The sequence below is a fragment of the Algoriphagus aquimarinus genome (assembly GCF_900112005.1).
Taxonomy (GTDB): domain Bacteria; phylum Bacteroidota; class Bacteroidia; order Cytophagales; family Cyclobacteriaceae; genus Algoriphagus; species Algoriphagus aquimarinus.
Window position 1 is genome coordinate 362,713 of record NZ_FOKK01000002.1, and the last position, 18,192, is coordinate 380,904.

The 18,192-nt window shown below is 41.3% G+C and carries 15 protein-coding genes; 12 read left to right on the top strand and 3 right to left on the bottom strand.

The window, feature by feature from the left end; genetic code table 11:
• Positions 1-105: 105 nt before the first annotated feature.
• Both atpC and atpD read right to left on the bottom strand, forming a co-directional pair.
• Positions 106-351, bottom strand: coding sequence for an ATP synthase F1 subunit epsilon (atpC, locus tag BM291_RS04085; protein WP_092894947.1), 246 nt, complete (start codon positions 349-351; stop codon positions 106-108).
• A gap of 127 nt (positions 352-478) precedes the next feature.
• Entirely contained in the window at positions 479-1,981 is a 1,503-nt protein-coding gene (gene atpD, locus BM291_RS04090; RefSeq protein WP_092894884.1) for a F0F1 ATP synthase subunit beta, read from the bottom strand.
• Positions 1,982-2,275: 294 nt separating this feature from the next.
• Here atpD and BM291_RS04095 point away from each other — a divergent pair, with 294 nt between their 5' ends.
• The 6 genes from BM291_RS04095 to BM291_RS04120 all read left to right on the top strand — a co-directional run bounded on the left by BM291_RS04095 (position 2,276) and on the right by BM291_RS04120 (position 9,716).
• Entirely contained in the window at positions 2,276-3,127 is an 852-nt protein-coding gene (locus tag BM291_RS04095; RefSeq protein ID WP_092894885.1) for a heme/hemin ABC transporter substrate-binding protein, read from the top strand.
• A gap of 105 nt (positions 3,128-3,232) precedes the next feature.
• Positions 3,233-4,291 (top strand): FecCD family ABC transporter permease, encoded by a 1,059-nt coding sequence (locus BM291_RS04100; RefSeq protein WP_092894886.1) that lies wholly within the window; start codon positions 3,233-3,235, stop codon positions 4,289-4,291.
• 44 nt (positions 4,292-4,335) lie between these two features.
• Entirely contained in the window at positions 4,336-5,094 is a 759-nt protein-coding gene (locus tag BM291_RS04105) for a heme ABC transporter ATP-binding protein (protein ID WP_455423275.1), read from the top strand.
• Positions 5,095-5,096: 2 nt separating this feature from the next.
• Entirely contained in the window at positions 5,097-6,143 is a 1,047-nt protein-coding gene (locus BM291_RS04110) for a hemin-degrading factor (RefSeq protein WP_092894888.1), read from the top strand.
• A 224-nt stretch (positions 6,144-6,367) separates the two neighbouring features.
• Positions 6,368-8,632 carry a TonB-dependent receptor gene (locus BM291_RS04115; protein ID WP_092894889.1) on the top strand — a complete coding sequence of 755 codons (2,265 nt, stop codon included), beginning with the start codon at positions 6,368-6,370 and terminating at the stop codon, positions 8,630-8,632.
• A gap of 22 nt (positions 8,633-8,654) precedes the next feature.
• On the top strand, positions 8,655-9,716 hold the full coding sequence (locus BM291_RS04120; RefSeq protein ID WP_092894890.1) for an HmuY family protein: 1,062 nt from the start codon (positions 8,655-8,657) through the stop codon (positions 9,714-9,716).
• 270 nt (positions 9,717-9,986) lie between these two features.
• Here the strand turns inward: BM291_RS04120 and BM291_RS04125 are convergent, their stop codons facing one another.
• Positions 9,987-10,466: a C40 family peptidase gene (locus BM291_RS04125; protein ID WP_092894948.1), complete on the bottom strand. Its 480-nt coding sequence runs from the start codon at positions 10,464-10,466 to the stop codon at positions 9,987-9,989.
• Between the two features lie 106 nt (positions 10,467-10,572).
• On the opposite strand from BM291_RS04125, the gene BM291_RS04130 reads away from it, so the two are divergent.
• From BM291_RS04130 to BM291_RS22015, 6 genes are all read left to right on the top strand, one after another.
• On the top strand, positions 10,573-10,812 hold the full coding sequence (locus BM291_RS04130; protein ID WP_092894891.1) for a hypothetical protein: 240 nt from the start codon (positions 10,573-10,575) through the stop codon (positions 10,810-10,812).
• 204 nt (positions 10,813-11,016) lie between these two features.
• A complete protein-coding gene (locus BM291_RS04135) occupies positions 11,017-11,394 on the top strand; it encodes a GxxExxY protein (RefSeq protein ID WP_092894892.1) in 378 nt (125 codons plus the stop codon).
• 395 nt (positions 11,395-11,789) lie between these two features.
• Positions 11,790-12,773, top strand: coding sequence for a D-alanine--D-alanine ligase (locus BM291_RS04145; RefSeq protein WP_092894894.1), 984 nt, complete (start codon positions 11,790-11,792; stop codon positions 12,771-12,773).
• 303 nt (positions 12,774-13,076) lie between these two features.
• Positions 13,077-14,498, top strand: coding sequence for a glycine-rich domain-containing protein (locus tag BM291_RS04150; RefSeq protein WP_092894895.1), 1,422 nt, complete (start codon positions 13,077-13,079; stop codon positions 14,496-14,498).
• A gap of 242 nt (positions 14,499-14,740) precedes the next feature.
• Positions 14,741-16,354, top strand: coding sequence for an LVIVD repeat-containing protein (locus tag BM291_RS04155; protein WP_092894896.1), 1,614 nt, complete (start codon positions 14,741-14,743; stop codon positions 16,352-16,354).
• A gap of 493 nt (positions 16,355-16,847) precedes the next feature.
• On the top strand, positions 16,848-18,192 hold a 1,345-nt coding region (locus BM291_RS22015; RefSeq protein WP_092894897.1), incomplete at its 3' end, for a glycine-rich domain-containing protein.

The following is an 18,192-nucleotide window of genomic DNA, read 5'->3' on the forward strand; positions in this document are numbered from 1 at the left end:
GTATCCTTTCCACAGTTTTGAAAGGCGGAAAACTTCGTAGTAAGAAAATAAAAAAAGGTCTCCCATTCACCCAGGAGACCTTTTTTATATATTCGGATGAATTGCTTACGCGACTACTTTCTCAGCCAACACTACAATCACATTGTCTTTTACTTCCACTACTCCGCCATCCACTATCATGGATTGCTTTCCTTCAGGAGTGGTAAAGGAAACAGTTCCCTTTGCCAAAGCCGAAACGATAGGAGCGTGATTATTCAGCACCTGAAATGATCCATTGGCACCAGGAAAACTGGCCTCGGATACTTCACCCTGAAATACTTTTTTGTCCGGTGTGACGATTTCTAAATGCATGGAATTTTTATCGTTTGGAGACTCGTATTCTATTGCGTAGACATAAAAGTCAACAGTGAATGATTTACCTGTTATTAGTTGTTGATTGTTGGTTTTAAAAACTAACAATCAACAACCAACAACTAATTTATCTAACTTCAGCCATCATTTTCTCTCCCTTAGCAATAGCATCATCGATGTTACCTACCAAGTTGAAAGCTGCCTCAGGAAGGTGATCCAACTCACCATCCATAATCATGGTGAAACCTTTGATAGTATCTTTGATATCTACCAATACACCTTTCAAGCCAGTAAACTGCTCTGCTACAAAGAAAGGCTGAGAAAGGAAACGCTGTACACGTCTTGCTCTGTGCACCACTTGCTTATCTTCTTCAGAAAGCTCTTCCATACCAAGAATCGCAATAATATCCTGCAATTCTTTGTAACGCTGAAGAAGCTCTTTCACTCGCTGCGCACAGCCATAATGCTCTTCACCCAAAATATCTGGAGAAAGAATTCTAGAAGTAGAATCCAAAGGATCCACCGCTGGGTAAATACCTAATTCGGCGATCTTTCTAGATAATACAGTAGTTGCATCCAAGTGAGCGAAAGTCGTCGCTGGAGCTGGATCCGTCAAATCATCGGCAGGTACATAAACCGCCTGTACAGAAGTAATAGATCCATTTTTAGTAGAAGTAATACGCTCCTGCATGGTACCCATTTCTGTAGCCAAAGTTGGCTGATAACCTACTGCAGATGGCATACGGCCAAGAAGTGCGGACACTTCAGAACCTGCCTGAGTAAATCGGAAGATGTTATCGATAAAGAATAGAATATCCTTACCTGCTTCATCGCCGTCTCCATCTCTATAATATTCTGCCAAAGTCAAACCTGTCAAGGCAACTCGTGCACGTGCCCCTGGAGGCTCGTTCATCTGACCGAAAACAAAGGTTGCTTTAGAGTCTTCTAATTTTTTCAAATCAACTTTAGAAAGATCCCATCCGCCTTCTGTTTCCAGACTGTGGACGAAGTCATCACCGTAAGTCACGATGCCTGACTCGATCATTTCTCTCAACAAGTCATTTCCTTCTCTTGTTCTTTCACCTACACCAGCAAATACAGATAAACCAGCATATGCTTTCGCAATGTTGTTGATCAGTTCCTGAATCAATACTGTTTTACCTACACCAGCACCACCGAACAATCCGATCTTACCACCTTTTGCATAAGGCTCGATCAAATCAATTACTTTGATACCTGTGAAAAGTACTTCTGTAGCTGTAGAAAGATCCTCGAAACGAGGAGCAGATCTGTGAATTGGTAATCTTTTTCCTTCTGGAAGAGGAGGTAAACCATCGATAGGTTCTCCAACCACGTTGAAAAGACGGCCTTTGATGCCTTCACCAGTAGGAACCGAAATAGGAAGACCAAGGTCTCTTACTTCCATGCCACGAACCATCCCTTCAGAGGAGTCCATTGCAATAGTTCTCACTCGATCTTCGCCCAAGTGCTGTTGAACTTCCATTACGACCACTTGGCCATTTTCTTTGGTAACTTCTACCGCGTCAAGGATGTTAGGCAGTTTACCGCCTTCAAAGGAAACGTCCACTACGGGCCCGATCACTTGAGTTATCTTTCCAATATTTGCCATTTGATAATTGAAATGTAAAAAGGATATGCTTTTTGAATTCGACCGCAAAATTAACCAATAATGCCTAAACCCAAAGGATATTTGGGGAATTAATCTGCTAAGTCTCCGATTTTTATTCTTCTAGCTCATTTTTCGTCTCCTTACCGGCCATCCTAAAACATTACTTCCTCCCTAATTCATATTGGAAGTACCACTTATATAATGCTCCATTATTTTTTAATATCCAGCTTGTTTTTATTTGGATTCAATCTAGATAAACCTACATTTGTGCAGTATTTAAATTTAATCTAAATAATGTTAAGGATATTTATCCCACTCATACTCGTTGTTTTCACAGCATGTTCCTCTCCCGCTAAGAAGGATCAAACTCCAATCGCTCGAAAAATAATTACTGCAGGTGGCACCATCACTGAAGTAGTAGACGCTCTTGGATTCAGTGACGAAATCATCGCTACAGATATCACGTCCACTTTTCCTGCTTTCATGCAAGGCCTTCCTTCTATAGGTTATAGAAATCAAATCAAAGCCGAAGGCATACTTGCATTAGGCCCAGATCTAGTTCTTATAGAAGAAGGCTACCTCAGCCCTGATGTAGTGACCCAATTAAAAGCCGCTCAGGTAAACATTCAGGTTTTCACAAAACCAACTACCGTAGCAGGCACTAAAAAATTGGTAACTGAATTGGCAACTTTCTTTGAAGTTGGTAAAAAAGGGAAAGAAGTAATTGCTGCGATCGATACTGATATTGCCGTACTGAAGAACTATTTAGAATCTGTAGAATCTAAGCCAAAAGCAATTTTCGTAATGGCACGTGGCCCTGAGACAGTATTCATTGCAGGAGACAAAACTTTTGCAGCAGAAATGTTTAAGATGGCAGAAATCGAAGGAGGAGCAACAGGATTTGAAGAATTCGCTCCTTTGACTCCAGAGTCTTTGGTGTCTATGAATCCTGAATACCTCGTATTCTTTGATTCAGGAATCCAAAGTGTAGGTGGAAAAGATGGCTTGGTCGCAATCCAAGGAATCGATCAAACTACTGCTTTCAAAGAAGATCATATCGTCTCGCTAGACGGCCAATACCTTTCTGGCTTTGGGCCAAGAGTAGGAAAAGCAGCATTAGACCTAGCGAAAGCAGTTCGTCAGTAAAAATATCAAAGTACACGCAGAATTTAAGAGCTTAAAAAGACAAAGTAAAATCAAGCATTGAAGCCGCTTCGGTCTCCCGTCTTCGGTCTTCCAGCCATATAATAAATGATCACTGCATTGAGTCATACTAAGATCCAAAGTCAAAACCTCACCCTTATTGGGTTTGGAATTGTGCTGGTTTTGGTAGTGCTAGCATCCCTTTCTTTGGGCGCTTATAGCATACCATTCCCACAGACTCTTTCTATCTTATTTGATCAAATCGGAATTCAAGTAGGAACTTTCGAAGTTCAACAAGCCAATGTGCTCCTACAAATCCGCTTGCCTCGAATCCTTATGGCTATGCTAGTTGGCGGTGGCTTAGGTATTGCTGGAGCAGCTCTTCAGGGCATGTTCAGAAATCCATTGGTAGAACCTGGACTTATCGGAGTAAGTAGCGGAGCGGCACTATTCGCTGTGATCTTTATGGTAATAATACCAGCAGCTGGCTCATTGGCATGGATCAAAACACTTGGACTACCTCTTTTTGCTTTTATTGGAGGTTTGATATGTGTGACGGCAGTCTATCAACTGTCCAAATCTCAAGGGAGAACTGATGCTGCCACGCTGATTTTGGCGGGCGTCGCGATCAATGCATTAGCAGGATCGCTCATTGGATTGGTTTTGTTCTTTGCAGATGATTCAGCTTTGCGCAGCTTCACATTCTGGAGCTTGGGCGACCTTGGCGGAGCCACTTGGGCCAAGATCCCAGTAAGTGTCACACTTATAGGAGTCCCATCAATTCTATTGCTATTAAATTCCAGACAGCTTAATGCACTGGCACTTGGAGAGCAGGAAGCTTTCCACATGGGTGTAAATGTGCAGCAAGTGAAAATACGATTACTTATATGTAGCGCTTTAGTCGTTGGCGTAGGAGTATCAATGGTGGGAATGATCGGTTTTGTAGGCTTAGTCGTACCCCATTTGATTCGGATTCTGTTTGGAGCGGATCATAGATTGGTACTACCTGGATCATTTCTTCTAGGTGCTATCTTATTAAATTTTGCCGATCTCATCGCAAGAGTGATCGTAATTCCTGCCGAAATGCCTATAGGCGTGATCACCGCACTCATCGGTGCACCATTTTTTATCTGGCTTATTTTCAACCTGAATAAATCCAAAAACTAATGCTTCAAGCTTCACAAGTACATTTTTGCATTCGCCAAAGACCTATAGTAGATGAGGTAAGTTTGGAATTAAATCCTGGAGAAATCTTGGCTGTCCTCGGCCCTAATGGCGCTGGGAAATCAACTTTTTTCAAAATTCTATCTGGAGAAATCAAATGCAAACATGGTTCTGTGGGCTACAATGGCCACGATATTCATAAACTAAAAGCGTGTGATCTTGCAGCCGTAAGAGCTGTAATGCCTCAACATACGCAGGTTAATTTTCCATTTACAGTGCAAGAAGTAGTGGAGCTTGGCCTGATCAGCACCAAAGTAAAACAACCGGCAAAGCTCATTCAGGAGGTTTTGGAAGCTACCAATACTTCCCACTTGAAGAATCAGGTTTTCAATCACCTTTCCGGCGGAGAAAAGCAGCGTGTGCAACTAGCAAGAGTGCTGGTTCAAATCTGGGAGACAAAGCCTTTTCCAAGGTATTTGCTGCTCGACGAGCCTACTTCCAGTTTGGATATCGCGCAGCAGCATGCGGTTTTGAAAATCCTTCAAACACTGAAATCCAGAAACATCGGAATCTTGGTGATCCTCCACGAACTGAATCTTGCTGCTCAATATGCCGATAAAATTGCCTTGCTGAAAAATGGCATGATCGCAAAAGCAGGAACAGTAGAAGAAGTATTGGAGGAAAAAATTCTAGCATACGTATTTGATCACCCTATTCATCTAATTAAAAACCCTGTCACCGGCGGAGTGCTCATATCTGCTGCTGCACAGACACACACATCCATACCCACATTTAAACAAGCGTAACAATGGAAACTATTCAAGAATCCGCACAATCCCTGAAGCAAGCATGGGAGAATCTGAAAGAGTCTGAGCCACAACTTAGAATCCGTGACGCAGCTGCCAAACTTGGTGTAACTGAAGCACAACTTTTAGCAACTGGTATCGGTGCAAACGTGATTCGTCTGACTGATAATTTTACCGAGCAGTTGGAAGAATTCCCAAAACTAGGTCGCGTGATGTCATTGACAAGAAGCGAAGGCTGTGTATTGGAGCACAAGGGTCCTTTCCAGAAAATCGAAATGCATCAAGCTGGCCCACACAAGATCGCTACTGTGATCGGCCCAATCGAGCAACGTGTATTTTTCGCAGGTTGGAAATTTGGTTTTGCAGTGACTACCGAGACTCCTCGTGGCACGATGAAAAGCTTGCAATACTTCGACAAAGCTGGTGAAGCAGTGATGAAAGTCTACTTGCAGGATAAATCGAATCCCGAAGCTTACGAGGAATTGGTGAAAAACAACAGCGCTGCTGATCAATCTGCAGACCTAGAATTGGAAGCCTTCCCTACTCCTGAGTACACTTCCAGAGAAGAATTAGACTTCGAAGGATTCTCTAAAGACTGGGAAACGATGAAGGATACGCATGATTTCTTCGGTATGCTTCGCAAATACAAACTGAACAGACAAGATGCTGTGAAGTGGATCGATGACAAATGGGCTTATGAGATCGACAGACTTTCTGCACGCAAAATCGTAGAAACTGCTGCTGAGACTAAGCTTCCAATCATGATTTTCGCAGGAAATAAAGGCAATATCCAAATCCACCAAGGCAAAGTACAGACTGTACGACAGATGGGCGATTGGCTAAATGTCCTTGATCCAGATTTCAACATGCATTTGAATGAAAATGTAGTAGATAAGGCTTATGTGGTTCACAAAAGCACTGAAGACGGATTGGTATCGGCAGTGGAGCTTTTCGACAAAGAAGGTGAAATGGTCGCTCAATTCTTCGGATTGAGAAAGCCAGGACTTCCTCAGAAACCTGAGTGGAAAACTCTGGTAGATAGCCTTTGATTTGATCATCCGCATTTAGGCCAATTGCTTCCTATTCTTTGATTTCTTGGCTGTCCCGATAACTATCGGGCGACAGAAGACAGGAAACCGAAATGGCATAAATGCTGAGTTCACCAAATCATATAAAATCTGTGTCGCTTTGCTGGAAGAAAACAGTTGGCACAACCAACTAAATATCACGGGGAGTTTTAGTTCCCGCCATTTCACAAAAAAATTTTATGCTCATGCATAGATTTAATCTAAATAAACACTTCCTCCTTTTCTTGCTGCTATTGCTGGCAATGCCACTTTGGACACAAGCCCAAACTGTGCTGAAAGGTAAAGTAGTGAACACTAAAGGAGAAGCTGTTTCTCATGCTACTATTTGGCTGGCGGAACTTAAAGGAGAAGTTGCAGATGAGCAGGGGAATTTCACCCTTACAAAACTCCCAAAGGAAGGGAAACTCAAAATTTCCGCAGTGGGATTTGAGACTATTTGGTCAACTTGGCCTGCGGGAAAAACTTCAGAATCCTTCGTTTTATCTGCATCAACTTCAGAATTGGAAACAGTGGTAGTCACGGGAAATTTTGAACCTCAATCTGCCAGACAATCTGTCTATCAAGTACGAACAATCAGCTCTGAAGTGATTCAAAATCGTGCTCCAAGAAATATCCAAGAAGTTCTAAGCACTGAACTTGGCATTCGCTTCTCACAAGACAATGCCCTAGGCTCAAGTAACATGGAGCTACTCGGCATGTCTGGACAAAACGTGAAGATCCTGATCGACGGCATCCCGATGGTTGGCCGTCAGGGAACTTCCAACGAGATCAACATCAACCAGATCGATATCAACCGCATAGAGCGAGTAGAGATCGTCGAAGGACCGATGTCTGTGGTTTACGGAGCCGACGCACTGGCTGGTGTGATCAATATTATCACCAAGTCAGACGGGTCAGAAAAATTCGACGTGAAAGCTCGTGTTCAAGAAGAAACTGTAGGCAATGAATACAGTCCTTTTGATGGAAAAGGCACACACATCAGAAGTGTGACAGGTAGTTACAAATTTAAAAACTGGGACTTTGGCGCTTCTTTTTCCCAGAACAATTTCGGAGGATGGAAAGGCGAAGAAACGGGCAGAGAATACGAATGGCTTCCTAAAGATCAGAATTTCCTAAACCTCAAAGCAGGCTGGGGAAACGAATCTCTAAACTTGGAATATCAACTGGACTTTTTGGATGAAACAGTTTTCTCTTACGGCCCAGAGGCGCGCCTAGAAATGCTCGATCAGGAATTCATCACTTCTCGCTGGATGCATAGACTGAGCGGAAGGTGGGACACCAATTCCAAATTCGGAGTAACATGGCAGGGTGCGTTTACGGACTATGCCAGAGAAAGCCAGACTTGGGTGACCAATGCGCGAACTGGAGAGCATTACCAATCGCAAGCTCCGGGAACAAATACAACCATCGATTACATCGGCTTTAGCTGGAGAATGATCGGTGACTGGAAGATTGCTGAGAAGTTCAAGTTGCAACCTGGAATCGATCTTAATCTTGAAAATGGATCAGGTGAACGCATCACCGAAAATGAAGGTATTCAAGACTATGCAGTATTCTTATCTGGAGAATGGTCTCCAATCTCTACCATTAAGATAAAGCCAGGACTTCGCAAAAGCTGGAATTCTGCTTACGACACACCTGCTTTGATTCCTTCTCTGAATACCAAGTTTGCCTTGAATGAGAATCTTGATTTAAGGCTGGCTTATGCTAATGGATTCAGAGCTCCTTCTATCCGCGAGCTGTATTTCAACTTCTTTGACGCAAGTCATAGCATCACGGGTAATCCAGACTTGAAGGCGGAGACTTCAAACAGTTTCAATGGCTCGCTAGACTGGAAAACTGAAGTCAATCCTACTTGGAAAACCTCAACCGTTCTGGGAGCTTTTTACAATGATGTAAAAGACAGAATCGCTTACGGACAGGATCCGGATAACATTCAGGTGACAACCTTATTTAATGTAGAACATTACAAAACCACAGGATTCACGCTGAACCAAGCACATTCCTTCAAAAACCTTACAGCTAATATCGGCTTCTCTTACATCGGTCGATACAATCTGCTTTCCGAAGAACAAACTGTAGTTCCTCAGATGAGCTGGACTCCAGAAGTGAATGCGAATCTGACTTATCAGATTTCGCCATGGAGATCCACCGCGACACTATTCTACAAATGGACAGGGGCACTTCCCGGCTACGAGACTACAGCTGATTCTGAGGGAAATCCTTCAGCTACTCAAATCATGCTGGACGGCTACCACTGGATGGATATCTCTTTCAAAAAGGATTTTGGCGGACATCTATCCGTGAATGCCGGAGCCAGAAACATCCTTGACGTGAAGCAAATCAGCAGCACTTCTCAGGGCGGAGATGCACATGGAACAGGAACCCAAAGACCAGTAGGTTACGGAAGATCTTATTTCCTTGGCCTCACCTATCAACTAAATAAATAACCAACTCTAAAATTTATATACAATGAAACAGTATCGTTTTTTATCCCTTACGGCCCTTTTGGCTGGAGCAACAATCTTCTCATCCTGCGACGATGATCCAGAACCAGTGATCGTACCTCCTACAGAATCAGGAATCATAGAAGTAGATGGTGGTGGAGCGGAATATCCGAATACAGCTTTTATCCAGTTCCGCACGGGTACGCAAACCGCAGTAGCCAGAGAATCTTGGGATCTTGCGTTTTCTTCAGGGTCTGACTTCAAAGTTCTAATCAACGGAACTACAGGCGCTATGGCTTCTGCTACTGGCAAAACTGACATCAGCACAGTAGGCGCTGACGAGATCGCTGCTGCTGAAGCAAGTGGTGAATTGATCCTTACTTTCACCAATTTGGAAGGTATCCTTCATGTAGATGATGCTGCTAATCCCCTTACAAATCCAGCAATCGCATCTATTAGCTCTACTGATGCTGAAAACGAAGTATATCTTTTGAATAGAGGGACTAGCGCGGCAACGGAGAGACCTTGGAAAAAAATCAGAATTACTAGAAACGGAACTGGCTATACACTTGAGCATGCTGATGCAGACTCAGATACTTTTACTTCATTAGAAGTATCGAAAAATGCAGAAGACAATTTCGTTTACGTAAGCTTTGAAAATGGAATAGTAGAAGTAGAGCCAGCTAAAGCGGCTTGGGATATTGCTTGGACTGCAGGAACCTCCTCCACTCCATACCCAGATGCAACTAACGGCACTTTAGCTTATTTCTTCCAAGATCTAGTTTACAGTAACATTTACGGTGGTGTAGGCGTGGCGCAAGTAGTAGAAACAGACATTGCTTATTCTGATTTCACAGAGGCAGATGTATTCTCTTTGACTTTTTCTACAAATAACCGTCTAACAATTGGCTCTAGCTGGAGAAGCGGCGGTGGCCCATCCAGTTCTCCGGCAGTAAAAGAAGACATCTATTACCTAGTGAAAGATGCTGAAGCAAACATTTACAAAGTGAGATTCCTCTCCCTAACAAAAGACGGAGAAAGAGGCAAGCCGAGCTTAGAGTTCGAACTTGTATCTGAAGAACTATAAAGTATTAGGTTCAGAATATCGAAAAGGCCAGGGATAGCGTAAGCTGTTCTTGGTTTTTTTTGTTTAAACATCGGAGTGCACAGCGGGCACAAATTTTCAGTTGTAATGCTAGTTATTACGCTGAACTTTTACGTCCTCCTTTTTAGCAAAGTATAGCCAAAATAGTAGAATTCATTTACGTGAAATATCTTCATAAAAATCGCAAAAGAGCTTAAAACAAATTGATTGCGCCCTCCGCGAAACCTCTTTGAACTCTGTGGTAAAAAGAGCTCAATCTAGCACCCGTCTCGCAAACAAAAATGCTTTCGACCAGTAATTATTGCTTAGGTAATCTTCCGAAACTCCAAGCGATGTAGAAGAATGTATAAATCGGACGTCACCACGAGAAGTCTCCGTTACAATACCGGAGTGAGTAACCTGCTTCTTCTTTTTGCCTGTGGCAAAAAACAACACATCCCCAGGTTTTATCTCATTGGTACGGATACTTCTTCCCATCTTACTTTGATCTGCTGAGATTCTCGGCATCGTAAGCCCTACTGAATAAAAAGAATGATACACTAAAGCAGAGCAATCCATTCCTGAACGTGTAGTTCCACCATATCTATACGGCGTACCCGTGTAACTTCTAGCAGTCTGAACAACAGTCTTAAACGGCTCATTTGCCATTTTCTTTTTGGATGCACAAGAACTAGCAACCATCAATCCCAAAACAAGAAAAAAAACAGTAAAACGGAATTGTTTGCGCAGCATAGTGGTTTTTGTTCTTTCAAGTATAAGACGAAGTCGATCAGGAATCAATCATTTTGATCAAAAAAGGAATTCATTTCCCTAACTTTAACGAGTGCAATGCCAGATTATGAGTAAAGAAGAATTCGCCAGCCTTCCCTTCCACAAAAAAATAAATACCCTCTACACAGAAGGCACCTTCGTCGTGGGTATTCGCTATTATAAGCATAAGGTGAATTTGTATTTACTGGAAGATGAATACGTGGAAGTCTTCTACAACCACAAGCAGGACAAAATCGATAAGATTGACTTTTTGCCACGCGATCATACAAGAATGAAGTTCTATTTGGATCAGATTAAACTGGATTAATATTCTTGATTTCCCGCAGATGTTCGCAGAAAAAACACGCTGATCTACGGGGATTAAGATAACTACTCTTAATCTTAGTACGACTCCAATCTGCGGCAATCTGCGATAGTTATCGGCAAAAATCTGCGGGAAATTTTCATTACCAACAACACGAAAGATCACTTCACTTTCAGTATTTTAGATAATATTTTTAAAACTGAAAAAATGATTGAAAACGACATCTCCTATAAAATACGCGGGTGTATTTTTAAAGTATATAACTGCCTTGGCCCAGGGTTGCTGGAATCTGCGTATGAATTAGCATTAGCACATGAATTGGAAAAAGAAGAGCTAAATATTAAACGACAAGTTGGTCTACCACTAGTTTATGACACTATTAAGCTAGATGTTGGTTACAGAATCGACTTAATTGTTGAAAATAAGGTCATTATAGAGATTAAATCAGTTGAAAATCTCTTGGAGGTACACCATAAACAAATCATTACCTATTTGAGACTGTCAGGATTAAAACTGGGACTCTTGATTAATTTCAATGTGGAGGATATTACTGAAGGAATTATCAGAAAAGTCAATAAACTTTAAATTTCCCGCAGATCCACGCAGAAAAAACACGCAGATTTTCGGAGATTTTTTTTGAGCACATAACTACATTGATTTTTTTTGATTCAGCGAAAATCCGCGACAGTTATCTGCGAATATCTGCGGGAAATAAAAACATTTGAATCGTGGCAAATTTCCCGCAAATCCATGCAGAAAAAAAAGGTTGATGTTCGGGGATTTATTTTGAGTACAGATTCCTTAGATACTATATTAAATCAGTGGCACTCTGCGATAGTTATCCGCGAAAATCTGCGGGAAAGAAATCTACTAATCTTCTCTGGGAACACAATCCAGGACATCTTCAAGAAAACAATCCTCCATCCTCTGCAGGAAATCCCCCAAAATTCAAGTAATTCGTATCGCTAATTCTAATACTCATGAAGAGAAAAATTGCCCTTGTGACAGGTGGATACACTGGAGAATCTGTGATTTCACTGAAAAGTGCCGCTGTAGTAGAGAAAACTATAGATCGAGAACTTTATGACGTGTACAAAATCCTGATATACCCAGGAGATTGGCATTTTTTAAGTGTGTCAGGGGAAAAAATTCCAGTGGATTTAAATGATTTCAGTATTAAAATAGGTGATGACAAAATCACTTTTGACGGAGTCTTCAATATTCTGCACGGTTCACCAGGAGAGGATGGTAAATTGGCTGGGTACTTCGACATGATAGGGATTCCTTATAATACATGCGATCAGCTAAGCTCTGCTATTACGATGAACAAAGGCTACACCAAGGCCATTGTGGATGATATCGAGGAACTTTACATTGCCAAATCCCTTCAGCTTTTTGAAAACTCTCCAGCAAATGTACTACGGGTAGAAAATGAGCTAACATTACCACTTTTCATCAAGCCAAACAATGGTGGTAGCTCTATTGGAATGTCTAAAGTGAAAACTTGGGGAGAGTTGCCAGATGCGCTAGAGAAAGCTTTTGTCGAAGATAGCCAAGTGCTCGTAGAGGAGTTTGTGTCTGGTCGAGAATTCTCTATTGGATGTTATAAAGGCAAGGGACAAATCACCGTTCTTCCAGCTACTGAGATCGTTAGTAGTAAAGAGTTTTTTGATTTTGAAGCAAAATATACCGCTGGTGTATGTGAAGAAATCACTCCTGGCCGACAAACTGAGGAAGAAGTAGGACGAGTCAATAGAATTATCCCTAAAATCTATGCGAAGCTAAACTGCAAAGGTGCTATCAGAGTCGATTATTTTCTACAGCACGAGACAGGAAAATTTTACTTTATCGAGGTCAACACCGTTCCTGGCCAAACTGAAACAAGTCTAATTTCACAACAGGTACGTGCTATAGGCATCGACGTCCGAGATTTTTATACTGAACTAATTGAAGAGATGTTTTAATTAGGAAATAGGCGCTTGCCTAATACCCTATTCCAATAATTGAATAAGAGTCCTTGATTTACATAAATCAAGGACTCTTATTCTTTAATTGTTAGCGGTTTATATAGTTAAACTAGGCTAATGATCACAGTAGTAACAATCGGGTCATCTCAATACAAAAAGCCATTACATGTATTTAAATGACATTTTTAACATTGTTTTTTCACGCGTCTAATAAAGTCTCCTTACCTTTGTAATCACCGTAGTAGCTTAATCAGTACCCCTTGGGCTCACCCTGGCTCATCAATTCTTATAGTATTTTCAATGAAGAGTAGACTTTTAGTTCTTCTAGTTATCACCTATGCCTATATTTCTGGAAATGAGGCATCTGCCCAATATTCTAGATCTGTAATTGCGACCAAAACATATACGACTTCAGGCACTTTTACGATTACAGATCTTACTGACATCTCAGGCTATGATCCTAATAATGAGATTTTTGCCTTAGCCGAGGTGGAAGTTTTGTTAGTAGGTGGAGGTGGAGGTGGCGGAAGAGGTAATTCTGCTGGAGGAGGAGGTGGAGGCCAAGTTAGAGTTGAGACAATCAATCTAAATTTAGGTGCAACTCTAAATATTACTGTGGGTCCCGGTGGATCTGGTGCCAAACAATCGGGGAACAATTCCAATGATGGTAACGAAGGCACTCAAACAGACGTCAATTTAGTTTCTGGAACTACTTCTATGGGCTACATAGCAAGCGGTGGCAAGGGAGGAACTGGAAATGGAAATGGAGGCAATAGTGGAAATGGGAATTCCGGAGGAAATGGAAATGGAAATGGTCAAAATGTCAAAGGCGGCGGTGGCGGCGGTAATGGTGGTCCTGGTACTAATGGATCAGGCAATGGCTCTTCGTCTACTGGCGGTAATGGAGGAGATGGAGCATTTGTAGCATTTACGGGAAAAAGCTATGGCGCTGGAGGAGGGGGAAATGGAAGAAATGGTGGTTCTGCAGGATCTGGAGGTACTGGAAACGCAAATCCATCTGGACAAGGAGCTAATGCATCTGCAAATTCAGGATCTGGAGGTGGAGCAGGAAGTTCCTCCACAAAAGGAGGAAATGGTTCAGATGGTATAGTAGTAGTACAAATCACCTACAGAATTCTGCCAGTAGAATTTCTATATTTTAATACTTCATATAAGTCATCCAATCATACTACAACTTTAGAATGGGCTACAGCCAAAGAATGGGAAAATTCCCATTTCAATATTGAAAGAGCTATAAATTCAGTGAAAACATGGGAAACCATCGGTAGTGTAGAAGGCAATGGTTATTCCGACCAACCGATTAAATACAATTTCACCGATATAGATCTTCCTAGGTCAGGTGGAAATATTTTCTACAGATTAAAGCAAGTAGATTATGCTGGAAAATTCAGTTATAGTAATACAAGATCGATTCAGGCAGAAGCATTAGAAAGCAGCGACGTTTGGATAACATACCCCAATCCAAGCACATCCGGATCTGAAATTAAAATAGATCTAGCTCAACCTGATAAATATTTGGACGAATTGATTTATCTCCGTTTCATAACCTTTCTTGGAAATGGAAATACACAAATACTTTCCTCACCAGATCAAATTTCTCCAATAGTCTCAGATTGGCTACGAAACCAGCGCACAGGGCTCCATATCATCGAAATTAGATGGGGAAACAACACACAGCTAATCAAGTTACTGAGAAACTAATTTTTACGCGCTGTAAATTTTTGCACCCCTATTTTTCATTTGAAATAGGGAAAAGTCATGGTGTCTTCTCCAAAAACACACCCCTTCCTTTTTAACCAAAATCAAAATAATATTTTATTATTGTATCTAATTACACAATTATCAGATGTAATTATTCGAAAAAAACCCGGTTTCAGAATTTAATTTCAAATTAAAGTATGTGAACTCCGTAATTAATACCACAAAGAGCAATTTAATATTCTATGAAAAAACACTTACTCCTTAGCTTGGGACTTGCCCTAGCTCTTTATTCTTGTAATGACACTTCAAACCCAATCTCCGAAGGGTCAATTTTGATCAATTCAAATTCAGAAACGCTCACTACTCGAGTGAAATTAGATAATGCTGGTGTAATAGGACTAATTGACCCTAACGCACCTGCTGGAAGAATTCAGGAAGAGGCAACCGACCTTCCGCTGGTTTTAGTTTCTCAAGTCGATGCCCCAGAATTTGATGGCAAAACTCTAAAGGCTACGCACGTAGATATCGACGGAAATTATGCCTATGTATCTTACAATACAGAAGGAGACACCTATTTGGGAGCGATTGATATTTTTGATATCACCAATATTTATAGCCCGAAGATTACACAACAAGCAATTTTCACTGATACCGATATCAGCTCACTTGAATACAAAAATGGTAAGCTCTATATAGCAGCAGCAGTAAGCATCGATCAAAACGATGAGGTAACTTCGCCAGCTAACTTAATCACCGTTTCAGTATCAGGAGGAAGATTTACTTCAGACTTTGTCTACACTTCTTTACCTGGTTTTGTAGCTACAGATGTAGCTAACACCAATTCTAATACAGCTGTAAGCAGCGGAAACGCGGGTATAATCGGACTTTTCGATGCTTCTCAAACACCTGGAAACTCCGTTGAAATAACCGACTTAAGAGCTGTTGCATTCGGTAGCGACAAACTAGCCGTACTTAGTGGCACCACAGGTGTGCACATTTTAGATCCGAACAGTCTTGCTGAAATAATTTCTATTCCATTAACTGCAGATATACCGGGTGCAAAAAGAACCTTGGATATTGATAACGGTAATCTTTATGTAGCGGAAGGCGCAAACGGTGCTGGCATCTACAATATGGCAGATGGTAGCCTGATCAGCAAGCTAGCCATCCCAATTCGCCCTGAAAATGTAGAATCAGGTGACCTGGTCACTAACGCAGTATCCGTTGATAATAATTTGCTGTTTATGGCAAATGGTGCAGCAGGCATCTCTATCTCAGATGTGTCTGATCTGGCTGCAATCAAGCAGTTCGGCGTATTAGATCTGGATGGTTCTTCCAACTTCGTGAGAAATGAAGAGGAATTTGTATTCGTAGCAACTGGCTCAGGTGGTCTTCAGATATTGAAAATCAACAAAAGCGAGGAATCTAATGACGTAAACTGTGAAGGCTTAGCGAGCTACACAGGAAATGCAAACTTGAATATTAACGGAAATGAGTCAGCGGCTTATTCAGGTTCTACTGTTCTGAAAAATGTAAACATAGGAGGCACATTCTTATTCTGTGGCTCATTGGCAATCGAACAAAACTTGAATGTCAACAGTAATGGCATGATGACCGTAAATGGATCTTTTGTCTTCGGACAATTCAAAAAGAATACAAGTTTGAACGTCAACAGTAACTCCAAACTTCAACTACACGGTAGCACAGTAATTTACGGTGACCTTAAACTAAATAGTGGAGCCACTTTGGAGTTCTTAGGAGAAGGCAACACCATTACAGTTTATGGTACAGTGACTGTTAGTAGTGGAGCTCAAATCATAGGAAGTTATACTGATACCGAAGGAAATCTTAAATAAACCAAATTGAAGCAAAAAAAGGGGATGACAGTTTTTACTGTCATCCCCTTTTTTATAACGCTGAAACAGAAGGAAACATGGTCTCTCCTTATATATATCAACAATTCTAAATTTAATCCAATCTATCCTTATATTTCGTAAGTTTAAAAGGCTCTAATTATTTGAAATAAAATTTGCTATCCTTTCAAAGAATCGTAAATTCAATACCTAATTTTAGGCAATAGCAGAATAATATTCTAAACCCTTAATACAAATGTTTTTCACATATATGAAAATGTAAATCCCCTTTATTAAAAAAATAGTATTTGATATATAATTATGAGATTTAGAAACGGGTACTGCAATGATTAGAATTAGCAACTAAGAAAAAATATTTCATACACATTTGTTTATCAATAATTTATCCACCATTTCTTTATAGTTCCAAACCATTGTCATATATTTGAAATGCATTTTTATAGGGCTAAAATTTAATTAGTGCTTAAATAAAAATATGGGGAAACGTCTACTTCAAAGTATACTGATTTTTTTACTGATTTCGATCGGCTGGGATGCTTATGGGCAGACACAAATAATCATTGCTCCTGTACCAGGAGGAGGAGAAACATTCATTGTTCCCTCAGGTGTAACCTCAATTACTGTAGAAGTATGGGGGGGAGGTGGAGGAGGGGGAGCCAGATTTGGATCAAATGGCGAATCTGGAGGAGGAGGAGGAGGAGCATACTCAAGAAGCGTAATTACAGTTACTCCTGGTCAAGCGCTCAATTATTATGTTGGTTTTGGAGCACTTACATCTGCTCCAGGGGAAGATTCTTGGTTTTCAAGTAATACTACCCTTATGGCTAAGGGAGGTAACTCAGCAGCAGACAATTCACCAACTGGTGCCAATGGTGGTTTAGCAGCCTCAGGAGTTGGAACTGTAAAATATGGCGGAGGAAAAGGTGCTAATGTAGGTTCCAATATAGCTGGTGGCGGTGGCTCTTCAGCTGGTATTGCAGCAAATGGAAACAATGCTACTAATCAAAATGGAGCAACAGCACCAATTGGTGGTGGAGGTGGAGGTAATGGAGTTTCCAGTGGTCAAGGAAGTGGAGGAAATGGAACCCCTCCAGGAGGAGGTGGTGGAGGTGCACGAAGAACAAATGCTGCAGGTACAGAACAGGTTGGCGGATATGGAGGAAATGGTCAGATACGTATTTCTTACATTCGTTTAACTTCAGCGAGTGGAACCGATAATCAATTTGTTTGTGAAAATGATGCTATTACTACTACTACTTATACTGTACCAACAGGTTCAACCGTCTCAGTAACCAATCTTCCTGCTGGTTTATCACAAAACTATAACGGAACTAATACAATAACAATTTCAGGAACTCCCACAGCAAGTGGAACATACACAATTACTGCAACTCCTAGTTATTTTTCTTCAGTTCCCATTACACTAACCAGAACAGGAACAGTTACAGTAATACGAAGGCCTGCTGTTGAGAACATGACTGCCACTGTTTGCAGTGGAGAGACATTCACAGTAACACCAATTGATGGCACCAACGGATTCGTTCCAACCGGAACCACCTACTCATGGGGAGTTCCCGCAATTTCAGGTGGAATAACTGGTGGTGCCGCTGGTAGCGGAAGTACTATAACGGGTACTTTGACTAATACCACCAACACTGTTCAAACAGCGACTTATTCCGTCACTCCTACAGTAAATGGCTGTACAGGTCCAATTTTCACAGTTTCAGTAACCCTCAGTCCAAAACCAGCGGTTACAAACATGACTAGCACGGTTTGTAGTGGCGATGCATTTACCGCAACACCAGCTAATGGCACCAATG

Excerpts from the sequence above, each read along its gene's own strand:
- atpC (WP_092894947.1), bottom strand. The coding sequence starts at position 351 with ATGCATTTAGAAATCGTCACACCGGACAAAAAAGTATTTCAGGGTGAA.
- atpD (WP_092894884.1), bottom strand. The coding sequence starts at position 1,981 with ATGGCAAATATTGGAAAGATAACTCAAGTGATCGGGCCCGTAGTGGAC.
- BM291_RS04095 (WP_092894885.1), top strand. The coding sequence starts at position 2,276 with ATGTTAAGGATATTTATCCCACTCATACTCGTTGTTTTCACAGCATGT.
- BM291_RS04100 (WP_092894886.1), top strand. The coding sequence starts at position 3,233 with ATGATCACTGCATTGAGTCATACTAAGATCCAAAGTCAAAACCTCACC.
- BM291_RS04110 (WP_092894888.1), top strand. The coding sequence starts at position 5,097 with ATGGAAACTATTCAAGAATCCGCACAATCCCTGAAGCAAGCATGGGAG.
- BM291_RS04115 (WP_092894889.1), top strand. The coding sequence starts at position 6,368 with ATGCATAGATTTAATCTAAATAAACACTTCCTCCTTTTCTTGCTGCTA.
- BM291_RS04120 (WP_092894890.1), top strand. The coding sequence starts at position 8,655 with ATGAAACAGTATCGTTTTTTATCCCTTACGGCCCTTTTGGCTGGAGCA.
- BM291_RS04125 (WP_092894948.1), bottom strand. The coding sequence starts at position 10,466 with ATGCTGCGCAAACAATTCCGTTTTACTGTTTTTTTTCTTGTTTTGGGA.
- BM291_RS04130 (WP_092894891.1), top strand. The coding sequence starts at position 10,573 with ATGAGTAAAGAAGAATTCGCCAGCCTTCCCTTCCACAAAAAAATAAAT.
- BM291_RS04135 (WP_092894892.1), top strand. The coding sequence starts at position 11,017 with ATGATTGAAAACGACATCTCCTATAAAATACGCGGGTGTATTTTTAAA.
- BM291_RS04145 (WP_092894894.1), top strand. The coding sequence starts at position 11,790 with ATGAAGAGAAAAATTGCCCTTGTGACAGGTGGATACACTGGAGAATCT.
- BM291_RS04150 (WP_092894895.1), top strand. The coding sequence starts at position 13,077 with ATGAAGAGTAGACTTTTAGTTCTTCTAGTTATCACCTATGCCTATATT.
- BM291_RS04155 (WP_092894896.1), top strand. The coding sequence starts at position 14,741 with ATGAAAAAACACTTACTCCTTAGCTTGGGACTTGCCCTAGCTCTTTAT.